General features: G+C 62.1%; 8 protein-coding genes. 2 read left to right on the forward strand and 6 right to left on the reverse strand.

The genetic code is table 11. The annotated features are described in order from the left end of the window. Nucleotides 1-11: 11 nt before the first annotated feature. From hpaD to ACLBW8_RS03790, 4 genes are read right to left on the reverse strand one after another with little or no spacing between them, the layout of a single operon-like run. Nucleotides 12-869, reverse strand: a complete 858-nt coding sequence (gene hpaD, locus ACLBW8_RS03775) for a 3,4-dihydroxyphenylacetate 2,3-dioxygenase (protein ID WP_064453089.1) — start codon at nt 867-869, stop codon at nt 12-14. Nucleotides 870-915: 46 nt separating this feature from the next. After that, the gene (gene hpaE / locus ACLBW8_RS03780; RefSeq protein WP_447805011.1) at nt 916-2,376 is read right to left on the reverse strand and encodes a 5-carboxymethyl-2-hydroxymuconate semialdehyde dehydrogenase; all 1,461 of its coding nucleotides are present in this window, start codon (nt 2,374-2,376) and stop codon (nt 916-918) included. A gap of 5 nt (nt 2,377-2,381) precedes the next feature. Next, complete coding sequence (locus tag ACLBW8_RS03785; RefSeq protein WP_064453088.1) at nt 2,382-3,152, reverse strand: fumarylacetoacetate hydrolase family protein; 771 nt, start codon at nt 3,150-3,152, stop codon at nt 2,382-2,384. Next, nucleotides 3,149-3,814, reverse strand: a complete 666-nt coding sequence (locus tag ACLBW8_RS03790) for a fumarylacetoacetate hydrolase family protein (protein WP_447804613.1) — start codon at nt 3,812-3,814, stop codon at nt 3,149-3,151. The genes ACLBW8_RS03785 and ACLBW8_RS03790 overlap by 4 nt, the downstream gene beginning before the upstream one ends. 128 nt (nt 3,815-3,942) lie before the next feature. On the opposite strand from ACLBW8_RS03790, the gene hpaA reads away from it, so the two are divergent. Next, the gene (gene hpaA / locus ACLBW8_RS03795) at nt 3,943-4,803 is read left to right on the forward strand and encodes a 4-hydroxyphenylacetate catabolism regulatory protein HpaA (RefSeq protein ID WP_447804614.1); all 861 of its coding nucleotides are present in this window, start codon (nt 3,943-3,945) and stop codon (nt 4,801-4,803) included. Here the strand turns inward: hpaA and ACLBW8_RS03800 are convergent. Continuing rightward, nucleotides 4,730-6,199 (reverse strand): efflux transporter outer membrane subunit, encoded by a 1,470-nt coding sequence (locus ACLBW8_RS03800; protein ID WP_447805012.1) that lies wholly within the window; start codon nt 6,197-6,199, stop codon nt 4,730-4,732. The two genes, hpaA and ACLBW8_RS03800, sit on opposite strands and share 74 nt — an antisense overlap. Then, complete coding sequence (locus ACLBW8_RS03805; RefSeq protein ID WP_262665434.1) at nt 6,199-6,993, reverse strand: helix-turn-helix transcriptional regulator; 795 nt, start codon at nt 6,991-6,993, stop codon at nt 6,199-6,201. The genes ACLBW8_RS03800 and ACLBW8_RS03805 overlap by 1 nt, the downstream gene beginning before the upstream one ends. A gap of 487 nt (nt 6,994-7,480) precedes the next feature. Here ACLBW8_RS03805 and ACLBW8_RS03810 point away from each other — a divergent pair, with 487 nt between their 5' ends. Then, nucleotides 7,481-13,750 carry an amino acid adenylation domain-containing protein gene (locus ACLBW8_RS03810; protein WP_447804615.1) on the forward strand — a complete coding sequence of 2,090 codons (6,270 nt, stop codon included), beginning with the start codon at nt 7,481-7,483 and terminating at the stop codon, nt 13,748-13,750. The last annotated feature ends 24 nt before the right edge of the window (nt 13,751-13,774 follow it).

Genomic DNA, 13,774 nt, shown 5'->3' on the forward strand with positions numbered 1-13,774 from the left:
GCCTCCCAGGGTTACAGGGGAAAGATCGCGTTGACCTGGCCGGTGCCCGAACTGCCGAACGGCGCCGTAATGATCTCGGCCGGTTTGGCATAGTCCGGCCCGCCGAGCAGGCCCAGCAGCATGGCTGTGTCGTGCATCTTGCCTTCGCCAAAACAGTGTTCGGCGTAGTCCGGCAGCATCGCGCAGAACTCCTTGAAGCGGCCTTGCTGCCACATTTGCACCACGTGCAGGTCCATCTGCTTATCGAATTCACGGGTCCAGTTATGGATGTTCGCCTCGGCTTCACGGTCGTCCGAAAAACGGTGGGAGAGTGAGCCGGAGGCCAGCACCAGCACTTTGCGGTCACTCTTTTCGATAGCCCGGCGCACGGCGGCACCAAACGCAAAGCTGTCTTCCAGGCGATGCCAGGCGCACCACGCGGCGATGGAAATGACCTTGAGCTTTTCATCCTCCGGCACGCCCATGTGCATGTAGCGCATGGGCACCAAAGTGCCGTATTCCAGCTCCAGGCTCGGGATGTTATGGGCCATGGTGCGCACACCGGCCAGGTTGGCCTCGGCGGCGATCAACGCGCCCAGCTCGGGGCAACCGGGGTAGGCGTATTCCATGTTCTTGATGAAGTGCGGCAGCTCGTTACTGGTGTAGGTGCCCTGGAAATGCTCACCGCAGTTGACGTGATAGCCGCTGTTGACCAGCCAGTGCACGTCAAACACCACGGCTGTGTCCGCCCCCAATTCTCGGGCGCGGCGGCCGATTTCCGTGTGGCCGGCAATCGCCGCTTCGCGACAGCCATGATGTTTGCCGGGCAGTTCCGACAGGTACATCGACGGTACGTGGCAGATCTTCGCCGCCAGGACCACTTCGCCCATGATCATTCTCCTGAGTATTTATTCTTGTTGGAGTGCAATGTGAGGGTTACACGCCCCAGCGCGGGATGTGATGGCTGCCCATGGAAATGCACACGTTCTTGATCTCGGCAAACACTTCAAAACTGTACTGGCCGCCTTCGCGCCCGGTGCCGGAACCTTTTACGCCGCCGAAGGGCTGGCGCAGGTCACGCACATTCTGGCTGTTGATAAATACCATGCCGGCTTCAATCCCGCGCGCCAGGCGATGGGCCTTGCCGATGTCCTGCGTCCAGATATACGACGCCAGGCCGTACTCGGTGTCGTTGGCCAATTGCAGTGCCTCGGCTTCGTCCTTGAACGGAATCAGGCACACCACCGGGCCGAAGATTTCTTCCTGGGCGATGCGCATCTTGTTGTTCACATCGGCAAACACCGTGGGCTGGATAAACTGACCTTTGCTCAGGTGCGCCGGTAAATTGGCCGGGCGTTCCAGGCCGCCGGCGAGCAGAGTGGCACCTTCTTCGAGGCCGATTTTGATATAGCCGGTGACCTTGTCGTAGTGCGCCTGGGTGATCATCGAACCGACCTGGGTCTTGGGGTCTTGAGGGTCGCCCACAATCAGCCGCTTGGCCCGCGCGGCAAACTCAGCGACAAACTGCGGGTAGACACTTTCCTGGATAAAGACCCGGCTGCCGGCGGTGCAACGTTCGCCATTCAGCGAAAAGATGGTGAACAGCGCGGCGTCGAGCGCGCGCTCAAGGTCGGCATCTTCAAAGATCAGCACCGGCGACTTGCCGCCGAGCTCCATCGAGTACTTTTTCAGGCCGGCGGTCTGCATGATTTTCTTGCCGGTGGCGGTGCCGCCGGTGAACGAAATGGCGCGTACATCCGGGTGGCGTACCAGCGCGTCACCGGCGGTGGCGCCGTAGCCTTGAATCACATTGAGCACGCCGTTGGGAATCCCGGCTTCCACCGCCAGGCGCCCCAGTTCGTTGGCGGTCAGTGGCGACAGTTCCGACATCTTCAACACCGCCGTATTGCCCAGCGCCAGGCACGGCGCGGTTTTCCAGGTGGCGGTCATGAACGGCACATTCCACGGCGACACCAACCCGCACACGCCCACCGGCTGGTAGAGGGTGTAGTTGAGCATCTGATCGTCCACCGGGTAGCTATGGCCGTCCATGCGTGTGCACACTTCTGCGAAAAAATCGAAGTTGTGTGAGGCCCTCGGGATCAGCACATTTTTGGTCTGGTGGATCGGCAGGCCGGTGTCGAGGGTTTCCAGTTCGGCCAGGCGCGGTACGTTCTGCTCGATCAATTCACCGAGCTTGCGCATCAAGCGTGCGCGCTCCCTGGCCGGGGTGTTGGCCCATTTGGGAAACGCTTCTTTAGCGGCCGCGACAGCCTGCGCGACTTCTTCAGGCCCACCGCTGGCGACTTCGCCGATGGCCTCGCCGGTGGCCGGGTTGTAGTTGATGAAGGTGTCTTTGCTTTCGACCTCACGGCCGTTGATCCAGTGTTTGATCATGGTGCTCAAGCCTCTTTCCGGGCGGAAAAGAATTCCGCCTCGCTGACAATTCGGTTGACCAGGCGGCCCACGCCTTCGACTTCCACCACCACTTCGTCACCCGGCACCACATCGGCCAGGCCTTCGGGCGTGCCGGTGGCAATCATGTCGCCGGGTTGCAGGGTCATGAAGCTGGACAGGTATTCGATGAGGTAGGGAATGTCGAAAATCATGTCGCGGGTGCTGCCTTCCTGGCGCAGCTCACCGTTGATCCAGGTGCGCAGGGTCAGGTTGCTCGGGTCGGGCACATCCGCCACATCGACGATCCACGGGCCGACCGGGGTGGTGGCGTCGCGGTTTTTAACGCGCAGGTTGGGGCGGTAGTAGTTTTCCAGGTAGTCGCGGATCGCGTAGTCGTTGCACACCGTGTAACCGGCCAGGTAATCCAGGGCGTCGGCGCGCTTGACGTTGCGCGCAGTCTTGCCGATTACCGCCACCAGCTCGCACTCGTAGTGCATGTAGGCGACGTTGTCCGGGCGCCAGGTAACCTGCCGGTGGCCGGTGTAGGTGCCGACGGACTTGATGAATGCCAGGGGCTCGGTGGGCGGTTTGAATGCCAACTCGGCGGCGTGGTCGGCGTAGTTCAGGCCCAGGGCGAACATCGTGCCGGTGGCGGGCGGCAGCCACTCCACGTGTTCTTCGGCGAGCAACCGGCCATCGCTCAGGCGCACGCTGTAATCCGCCTCCACGTGCACGGCATGGATCGCGCCTTCAAAACGAATACGGGCGTGTTTCATAGCACTGCCTCCGCCTGCACGGTGTTGGTCAAGCGACCGACACCGCTGATTTCAACTTCAACCCTGTCTCCAGGCTGCACATCCACGCGACCTTCCGGGGTGCCGGTAATCAGCACGTCGCCAGGGTGCAGGGTCATGAACTCGCTGATTTCAGCGATCAATTGCGCAATATCCCGTACCCAATTGGCGGTGGAGTTTTGCTGGCGCAGTTCGCCGTTGACGAAGAGTCTGAGGCTCAGTTGATTGGGGTTGGCCACCTGATCCCGCGCGACCCAATCCGGCCCGAAGGCACAAAAACCATCGCGGCATTTGGCTTTCACGGCGGGGCGGTAGTAACTGTCTTCCGGCAGGCTGAATTCATTCACCACCACATAACCGGCCACATGCGCCATGGCGTTTTCCAGGCTGACGCGGCTGGCACGCTGGCCGATCACCACACCCAGGGCCGGCCCTGGCTGCAGGCGTTCACCCTGAGGAAACACCACCACACCGTCGTGCTCATTGCGCGTATTCGGGGTTTTGATAAACAGCACCGGTTTGCTCGGCGGCTGCTGATAGGGCGCCTGCTGGAAGGCGGCGAGATGCTGGTCCAGCAAGCCCTGGTAGTTCAGCGCAACGCCGAACAGGGTGCCGCTGGCAACATCATGCAGGGTACGGCTCATGCGTTTCTCCTGGCGGTGGCGACTGCTGCATAGGCAGTTCGTTAATGTGTTAACGTTATAATTAATATGTTAACTACCGTCAAGCATGGCAAAATCCAGCAGCATCCGAACAACAAGAAGAGTGCACTGTGAAGCCGATTCCCAACATCAACATCGGGCAGGTCTACGACCAGCGTTACAGCGATGCCGAGGTGCATTACGACAAGCTCGCCAACCTGGCAGGATTTTTCGGGCGCAATATGCCCGTGCATCGGCATGACCGATTTTTCCAGGTGCATTACGTGAAGAGCGGCGCGGTGCGGGTGTATCTGGATGATCGCCAGTACGTTGAATCAGGGCCGATGTTTTTTCTCACGCCGCCCACGGTGCCCCACGCGTTTGTGACTGAACCGGATGCGGACGGGCATGTGCTGACGGTGCGTCAGCAATGGGTGTGGGCCTTGATTGACGCCGACCCGAGCCTTGCCTCCGGGGCCGCGTGTGTGGCGCTGAAGGCAGATGCCCAAGGATTGGATCAACTGTTCGAAGCGTTAAGCAGCGAGATCAACGCCCAGTGGGCAGGGCGCGCCGCTGCACTGGAAAGCCTGACGCGCCTGATCATGATTCGCCTGCTGCGCCTGTGTGCCAACTCGCTGCCGGCGCGCCCGACGCGGCATGAAGACCTGCGTATCTTCCATCGTTTCAACGAACTGATCGAAGCGCATTACCTGGAGCATTGGCCGCTGCCACGTTACGCCGGGGAGGTCGGTGTCACCGTCGCGCGGCTCAATGAAGTCTGCCGGCGCATGGCCGACCTGCCGTCCAAGCGCCTGATCCTGGAACGGGTCATGCAGGAAGCCAAGCGCCTGCTGCTGTTTACCGGCAGCTCGGCGAATGAAATCTGCTACCAGCTGGGGTTCAAAGACCCGGCATATTTCAGCCGGTTTTTCCTTCGTTACGCTCAGATGACGCCGGGGGAGTACCGGCTGCGGCAGTCGGGGTTGAGTTGACGTTCCACGCGCCACCCAGCGCCGTATACAGGTTCACCTCCGCGACCAATTGGGCCAACCGATCGACGATCAGCGCCTGCTGTGAACTGAACAGCGAGCGCTGCGCATCAAGGAACGTCAGGTTGCTGTCGACGCCGCTGCGGTAGCGGTGTTGGGCCAGGTCGTAATAGGCCTGGTTGGCCGCGACGAAATCCCGTTGCGCCTGCAGTTGGTCGTTGAACGTCTGACGGGCGGCGAGGCCGTCGGCGACTTCCTGGAACGCGGTCTGGATGGATTTTTCGTACTGGGCCACCGTAATGTCTTTCTGCAATTTGGCGTAGTCGAGGCTGGCACGCAGGCTGCCGGCGTTGAAGATCGGCAGGTTGATTTGCGGTTGGAAGGTCCAGGTGCCCGTGCCTCCCTTGAACAACCCTGACAGTTCGGTGCTGGTGCTGCCGGCGTTGGCCGTGAGGGTGACCGAAGGAAAAAACGCTGCGCGGGCCGCGCCGATATTCGCGTTGGCCGCTTGCAACTGGTACTCGGCCTGGAGGATATCCGGGCGCCGTTGCAGCAGATCGGAGGGCAAGCCTGCGGGCACGCGCGCCACCAGATCGTCGGCCAGTGGCCGCGACGGCAGGTGCTCATCCACCGGGCCGCCGACCAGCAGGGCAAGGTTGTTGAGGTCCTGGGCGACCTGGCGTTCATAACGGGCCACGCTGGCGCGGGTACTTTCGACGGCCGTGCGGGCTTGTACCACCTCCAGCGCCGAAGCCTTGCCCGCACTTTTGCTGCGGCTGGTCAGTTGCCAGCTGTGGTCGTTGGCCGTCAGGATTTGCTGCGCCAGGGCCAGCAGTTCCTGGTCGGCGCGCCAGGTCAGGTAGGCATTGGCGACGTTGGCGACCAGGCTCAGTTGTGTGCTGCGCCGGGCTTCCTCGGTGCCCAGGTAAGTGAGCATCGCCTGCTCGCTGAGGCTGCGCACGCGGCCGAACAAATCCAGCTCATAGGCGCTGAGCCCTAACGTGGCCGAATAGTTGGACGTGATCGCCGACTTGCCGGTGCCGGTTACATCGGCCGGCAACTTCTGGCGTTTGCCGGCGCCTGTTGCGGACACCGCCGGGAACAGGTCCGCACGCTGGATGCGGTACTGGGCCTGGAACGCTTCCACATTCAGCGCGGCAACCCTGAGGTCACGGTTGTTGACCAGCGCGGTGCCAATCAGCTGTTGCAAGGCCGGGTCGTGAAACAGTTGCTGCCAGTCCGGCTTTACCGCCACGGTGTCGGCCTGCGCCAGGCTGTAGACGCCGCCTTGGGGGTACTGCGCAGGTGTCGGCGCCGCAGGCCGTTGGTACTCGGGGATCAGCGAACAACCGCCGAGCATCCAGGCCACGCCTACGCTGGTGAGTGTCCATTTGTTCATCAGGCGCCAACCATCCATTTGGCCAATCCATGCCGCCCACTCACGCCCAATTTGGCGGCGGCGCGCTTGAGGTAGGTTTCGATCGAGCTGTTTTTCACGCTGAGTTTTTCCGCCATCTGCGGCACGGTGCCGCCGGTCAGCAGGCCGAGGCAAACTTCCTGCTCGCGCGCCGACAGGGTGATATCGCTGAGGGACAAGCGCTTGTAGAACTCGCGCTGCAACTGCGATTGTTCCAGCAGGTTCTGGGCCGGCTCGGACTCGGCGTGCGGCGTCAGACGCAGAAGGTGCGCATGCCGCTCCAGCAAGGGCAACAAGGTCTCCGACAAGCATTTGAGAAACGACAACTGCGCCAGGGAAAAGCCCTGCTGGGTGGGCGAGCGGTAGAACGAAATCACGCAGCGCCGATTGCCCTGACGCGATACCAGATTGCACTGGTGCGAGCTGCCACGCGGATGCGCGCTGTTGGCTTTGGCCTTCATCTGGATCAGCAGTGGGTCTTGCATGCGCAGCATTTCCCGCAACAGCGGATGGTCATTCAGCGCATGCACGGTCTGCGGGGCAGACCAGTCCTTTTGCAGCCCGGCGCTGCCGAGCAGCTTGATGTCGAGCACGCTGTCGCGCAGTTCGTCCAGGGTCCATTCACTCAGGTCGACCAAGTGAATCGGTACCCATTTATCCACCAGATGCAGCATGTTGGCGGCGAAGTTTTCCTGGCCGCTGTTAGAAATCAACTCGCCCATTTCTGCATAGAAATGCGGGCTGTGCGTGTCGCCAATACTGCGGGTCAGACTCATAGCCATCTCATCCTTGATGTCGAAAACCGTCAACGGACGCCCTGGGTCTGTGTGGGGCTATCCGTACTCCTTGAACGTAACTCGGCGTTCGAGATTTTATTTAGCCATAGCGATTTGTCCTACGTATGTAGCGGAAACGAGGGACACAACCTGCCATAAAGTCCACGTCATTAATTCGACGTTTCTGACGGCGGATGCCACCCACGAAAAGCCACAAACGAATTTTAGGATTATTTAACCATATGATATTTAACGAAAAATAATTTCAGCTAAACACGCTGGAGAAAACCACAGCGGCCAGATATAGCCAATCTCCTACAACGCTTTAATCGATCCAGCAATGAACCATCAGCCAGACCCGGTTCTGTCCCCTCGGATGTCCGGGTTTAGGGTGACAGACAGGCCCCGACCCCCATGCTCAAATCCGGCAATTTCGGCGTAATGGGCCCCTGCGCGGCCAGTGCCTGACCCCCATGAGAAGGATCTTATGAAGCATTCCACCAGCCTGCCGCCCAGCTTCCCCCTCACTGCCGCCCAACAGGACATCTGGCTCGACCAACTGCGCGTGGGCAACTCGCCGCTGTACAACATTGGTGGGTATGTCGACTTCGCCGGCCCGATCGTGCCGGACCTGATCCAGCGTGCCGTCGAGCTGCTGGTAGCCAAGCACGATGCCTTGCGTACCCAACTGCACAGCGACGCCAACGGCTTGCCCCGGCAAACCTTCGCCGCCACGTTGAAGGTGGAGGTGCCACACCACGACTTCTGCGCATTGCCCGATCCGCAGACCGCCGCCCAGGCCTTGATGCAAGCGCAAATGGCGCGGCCCTATGCCATGGCCGGTGAACCGCTGTTTCGATTTTTCCTGGTCAAGCTCGACGACGACCATTACCGCCTCGGCACCCAGGCCCATCACCTGATCCTCGACGGCTGGGGCTTCGGCCAGATGCTGCAATCCCTGGCTCGTCTCTATACCGACCTGAAGCAGGGTCGGCCACCGGAGCCGCATGCGCCGTCCTATGTCGACTTTATCGACACCGACCAGCGTTACCTCCAGTCCGCCCGTTATGCCCGCGACCGTGCCTACTGGCTGGACAAATACAAGGCATTGCCCGAGCCATTGTTGGCACCTCGGCACAGCGCCCAGGCGCCAAGTAACACCCTGGTAGAACCGTTTCCGGTGGCACTGCTCAACCGGATGGAACAAGTGGCCAACCGTTACCAGGCCTCGGCATTCCATGTGCTGCTGGCCGCGATGTACGTGTATTTCACCCGCACCAGCCAGCGCGATGAGTGGGTGGTGGGGTTGCCGATTCTTAACCGTTCCAACGCGCGGTTTCGCTCCACAGTAGGGTTGTTTGCCCAAGTCAGTGCGGTGCGGTTTCAGTTCGATCAGCAACTACCTTTCAGCGCACTCGTGCGTGGCGTGCGTGACCAGCTCAAGCAGGACTTTCGCCACCAGCGTTTCCCTTTGAGCGAGATGAACCGTGAACTGGGCCTGCGACGATCCGATCGCGGCCAGCTGTTTGATCTGTCGGTGTCCTTCGAGCAAGACGACCATGACCTGCGTTATGGTCAGGTCCAGGCTCGCGCGATCAAGGTGTCCAACCACCATGAGCCGCTGCCGATTGCCATCCACCTGCGCAGCAACCGGTACCAGGACACCGCGTGCCTGCATTGCGTGTACAACGAGGCGTATTTCAGGCATGACGAGGTACAGGCGTTGGCGCAGCGCTTCACCAGTCTGCTGGAGCAGGGGTTGCAGAACACCGCGTTGACGGTCGCCGGGTTTTCCCTGGTGACACCCGCCGAACAGGCCCAGCTGCAGCAGTGGAATGCCACTGCACAGCCCAATGCCACACCGCAAACCCTGCACCGGCGCATTGAAGCGCAAGTTGCGCGCGCTCCGGAGGCTATCGCGGCGGTGTACCAGGGGCGGCAACTGACCTATGCCCAACTTGATCAGCAGGCCAATGCGCTGGCTCATCAACTGCTGGAACACGGCGTACAGCCGGATGATCGCGTGGCGATCGTGGCCCGACGCGGGCTGGACACCCTGGTCGGGCTGTTGGCGATTCTCAAGTCCGGCGCCTGTTATGTGCCGGTGGACCCGGCCCATCCCGCCGAGCGCCTGAACTACCTGCTGCACGACAGTTCACCCGTGGCGGTGTTGACCCAGCATGACGTGCTGCCGCGCCTGCCCATGCTGGACGTACCGGTGATCCGGCTGGATCAGCAAACCTGCGCCCTCAGTGACAGCCCGCGTGTGGTGGTCACACCATCAAACCTTGCCTATGTGATCTACACCTCAGGTTCTACGGGGTTGCCCAAAGGTGTGATGGTCGAGCACCACACAGTGTCGAACCTGGTGGACTGGCACTGCCGGGCGTTCAACCTGCACGCGGGCAGCCACACCGCCAGCGTGGCCGGGTTCGGCTTTGATGCGATGGCCTGGGAGGTCTGGCCGGCGCTGTGCGTGGGGGCGACGCTGCACCTGGCGCCGGCGCACGACGGCGCCGAAGACATTGACGCGCTGCTCGACTGGTGGCGCGCGCAGCCGTTGGACGTGTGCTTTCTGCCGACACCGGTGGCCGAGTACGCCTTCAGCCAGCGTCTGGAGCATCCGACCCTGCGCACCTTGCTGATCGGCGGCGACCGCTTGCGCACCTTCACGCGGGCGCAGACCTTCGATGTGATCAATAACTACGGCCCCACCGAAGCCACCGTGGTCGCCACGTCCGGGCGTGTCGAGGTCGGCCGGCCGCTGCATATCGGCGGGCCAATCGCCAATGCCACGGTCTATTTACTGGATCAACAGCAACGGCCGGTGCCCATCGGTGTGGCGGGGGAGTTGTACGTCGGCGGCAAGGGCGTGGCGCGCGGTTATCTGAACCGTCCCGAGCTGAGCGCCGAGCGCTTTCTGCACGACCCTTTCAGTCAAGGCCGGATGTACCGCACCGGCGATCTCGCGCGCTGGATGCCCGATGGCAATCTTGAATACCTGGGCCGCAATGATGACCAGGTGAAAATCCGTGGTGTGCGTATCGAATTGGGGGAAATCGAGTCCGCGCTGGCCAGCCATCCTGCCGTCAAGGAAGCGGTGGTGCAGTATCGCGAAGGTCAACTGCTGGCCTGGTTTGTTGCGCAGCACAGCGTCGCCATCGAAGGGCTACGGGCCCATCTGCAAGCCTCGCTACCGGACTACATGCTGCCGGCGGCCTATGTGAAGCTGGATGTGCTGCCCTTGACCGCCAACGGCAAACTCGACCGCAAGGCGCTGCCTGCACCCACGCAGGCGGCGTTTGTCACGCGCTTGTTCGAGGCGCCGCGCGAGGGTGTGGAAACCCGACTGGCGCAGATCTGGGCCGAGCTGCTGCAAGTGCGGCAGATCGGGCGGCATGACCATTTCTTTGAGCTGGGCGGGCACTCGCTGTTGGCGGTGCAGTTGGTACAACGCATGCGTCAGGCAGGGTTGCATGCCGATGTGCAGGTGCTGTTCGGCCAGCCGACGCTCGCCGCGCTGGCAGCGGTCACGGGTGGCAGCGACGTGCACGTGCCTGCCAATCGGATTCCGTCAGGTTGTACCCATATCACGGCAGACATGCTCGCACTGGCTGAACTCGACCCGGACAGCCTTGAGCGCATTGTCGCCGGTATCCCCGGTGGCGCGGCGAATGTGCAGGAAATCTACCCGCTGGCGCCGTTGCAGGAAGGTTTGCTTTACCATCACATTACCGACGAGCGCGACCCCTACCAGCAACATGCGATGTTCAGCTTTGCGCGTCGCGAGCAGTTGGACGCGTTTGCCCAGGCCTTGCAGCAAGTGATCAACCGCCACGATATCCTGCGCACCAGCCTGGTGTGGGACGCTCTTGAGCAGCCGATGCAAGTGGTGTGGCGCGAAGCTCGCTTGCCGCTCGGACCGCTCAGCGAACAGCATGCGCCGCTGGACTTGCGCCAGGCCCCGCTGATGGCGCTGGATTATGCCGAAGACCCGCACAACCAGCGCTGGATCGCCAAGTTGCGCTTCCACCACCTGGTCAATGACGCCACTTCAATGACGGTACTGGCGGACGAAATTCGCGCGCATATGCTGGGTCAACAGGCGCAGCTTCCCGCGTCGGTGCCGTATCGCAATGTCGTGGCGCAGAGCCGCTGCACTGAGCGACAGGCCGCTCACGAGGCGTTCTTTCGAGAGCAATTGGCGACTGTCGACGAGCCGACCCTGGCCTTCGGTATGCAGGAGCACCAGGTCGATCGTGCTGAGATCGAAGCCTTTGAATGCCCGATAAACGACGCCCTCAGCCAACGCCTGCGCGGCCAGGCGCGTGCTCTTGGGGTCAGCGCCGCCAGCCTGTTTCACCTGGCTTGGGCCCAGGTACTCAGGCAGGTGTCAGGGCGCGACGACGTGGTGTTCGGCACCGTGCTGCTGGGCCGTTTGCAAGCGGGCGAGGGCGCCGACCGTGCCCTCGGCATGTTCATCAACACCTTACCGTTGCGTGTGCGGCTGGCCGGGCAAACCGTGGTCGACGCGCTGAGTGACACTCACGCGCAGCTGAGCGCTTTGTTGGCGCATGAACAGGCGTCCCTTGCGCTCGCCCAGCGTTGCAGTAGCGCGTCGCCGCTGTTCAACAGCTTGCTCAACTACCGACACGCCAGTGCCGACAAGGATTTCAAGCTGGTGCCAGGCGTCGCTTTGCTCGGCAGTGAAGATATCCTCAGTTATCCGCTGATGGTCACGGTGATTGATGTCGCAAACGGCTTTGATCTCAAGGTCATGGCGCCCCGCGAGGTCGACGCCGAACGACTCTGGGGCTATCTCGATACCGTGCTCAACGGGCTCGTGGACGCGCTTGAACACACGCCGAAAGCGCCCTTGCGCGAGGTGCAGGTGTTACCCGCCAGTGAGTTGCGCAGGTTATTGGTGGACTTCAATAGGACCGAAACCGACTACCCCGAAAACCTCACCGTACACGCATTGTTCGAAGCCCACGCGCGCCACATTCCGCATGCCATCGCTGTGCAAGCCGGGAGCCGGCAATTGACCTACCGCGAGCTCAACGAGCGCGCTAATCAGTTGGCCTTCCACCTGCGCGAGCGCGGGGTGCAGCCCGATTCACGGGTGGCGCTGTGTGTCGAGCGCGGCCTGGATCTGGTGGTGGGGTTGCTGGCGATCCTCAAGGCGGGCGGGGCCTATGTGCCACTGGACCCGGGCTACCCGCGCGAGCGCCTCCTCTACATGCTCGAAGACAGTCGCCCCGTGGTGCTGCTGGTGCAGGCCGCTACCCGCGATCTGCCGGGCGAAGTGTCGATCCCGGTTCTCGACTTCGACCGTTGTGCCTGGAGCCAGGCGCCAACCGGTAACCCATTGGTGCCAGGCTTGACCGTCGCCAGCCTGGCCTATGTGATGTACACCTCAGGCTCCACAGGCACACCCAAGGGCGTGATGGTTGAGCATCGCGGCCTGGGCAACCTGATGCATTGGGCTTCCCTGCTGTGCCCGAACGCCGAGGGCGGTGCGTTGCTGCAAAGGGCGCCGTTCAGCTTCGACGGTTCGGTGTGGGAGCTGTTCTGGCCGTTGACCAATGGCATGCGCCTGGTACTGGCTCGGCCCGATGGTCATCGCGACCCGGCCTACCTGGCACAGGTGATTCGCGAGCAGCACATTACCGTGATTCAGTTTGTGCCGGCGATGTTGCAGCAGTTCCTCGAACTGGAGGAGTCGGCCCTCTGCACCAGCCTCACTGACGTTTTGTGCGGCGGCGGTGAACTCTCCGAAGCGTTGGCCCGTGGCGTGCAGGCGCGCTTGCCCAAGGTGCGATTGCACAACGTCTACGGCCCCACCGAAGCAACCGTGGACAGCTGCGCCTGGACCCTGGAGCCGGATGCGCCGGTGCCCACCCGGCAATTGCCGATCGGGCGGGCGATCAACAATACCCGCCTGTACGTGCTGGATGAATACGATGCACCGGTACCAATGGGCGTCAGCGGCCATTTGCATATCGGCGGTGTCGGCGTTGCCCGCGGCTACCTGGGGCTTGCTCAGATGACTGCCGAGCGTTTTATCGACAGCCCCTTCGTGGTCGGCGACCGTCTGTATCGCACCGGCGACCTGGTGCGTTACTTGCCGGATGGCAACCTGGAATTCCTGGGGCGCAATGACTTTCAAGTGAAATTGCGCGGCGTGCGCCTGGAGCTGGGCGAAATCGAGTCACGCCTCGCGGCGCACCCGGCGTTGCGAGAGGTGGCGGTGTTGATTCGCGATGAGCGTTTGGTGGCGTATTTCACCTTGCGCGGCCAGGCGCCGAGCCTGGAAACCTTGCGCGCCCATGTACTGGAGCAATTACCCGAATACATGGTGCCGGCGGCCTTTGTCCAGCTTGACGCATTACCCCTCAACCCCGCCGGCAAACTCGACCGCAAGGCGCTGCCGGAGCCCGGATTGGAGTCGGTGGTGAGTCGTGCTTATGAAGCACCGGTAGGCGAAGTGGAAACGTTGATGGCGGGTATCTGGGCCGACGTCTTGAAGCTGGAGCGGGTAGGGCGCCACGACCACTTCTTCGAACTGGGCGGGCATTCCTTGCTGGCGGTAAACCTGGTGGCGCGCCTGCGCAAGGCAGGGCTGGCGGTGGATGCGCGAACCTTGTTCAGTCAGCCGACACTGGCGCAGTTGGCCGCGTGCACGGTGGCGCAGGTGTCACGCGTAGAGGCCCCTCAAACCGCGATCCCCCAACTCAACCGCCGCCGCCGAATCTGAGGCCTGGACGCGGCTAATCCGGGC

The sequence above is a fragment of the Pseudomonas sp. M5A4_2d genome, from assembly GCF_053345295.1.

Bases quoted from the DNA above. Each gene is read 5' to 3' on its own strand.
- hpaD (WP_064453089.1), bottom strand. From the start codon at position 869: ATGGGCGAAGTGGTCCTGGCGGCGAAGATCTGCCACGTACCGTCGATG.
- hpaE (WP_447805011.1), bottom strand. From the start codon at position 2,376: ATGATCAAACACTGGATCAACGGCCGTGAGGTCGAAAGCAAAGACACC.
- ACLBW8_RS03785 (WP_064453088.1), bottom strand. From the start codon at position 3,152: ATGAAACACGCCCGTATTCGTTTTGAAGGCGCGATCCATGCCGTGCAC.
- ACLBW8_RS03790 (WP_447804613.1), bottom strand. From the start codon at position 3,814: ATGAGCCGTACCCTGCATGATGTTGCCAGCGGCACCCTGTTCGGCGTT.
- ACLBW8_RS03800 (WP_447805012.1), bottom strand. From the start codon at position 6,199: ATGAACAAATGGACACTCACCAGCGTAGGCGTGGCCTGGATGCTCGGC.
- ACLBW8_RS03805 (WP_262665434.1), bottom strand. From the start codon at position 6,993: ATGAGTCTGACCCGCAGTATTGGCGACACGCACAGCCCGCATTTCTAT.
- ACLBW8_RS03810 (WP_447804615.1), top strand. From the start codon at position 7,481: ATGAAGCATTCCACCAGCCTGCCGCCCAGCTTCCCCCTCACTGCCGCC.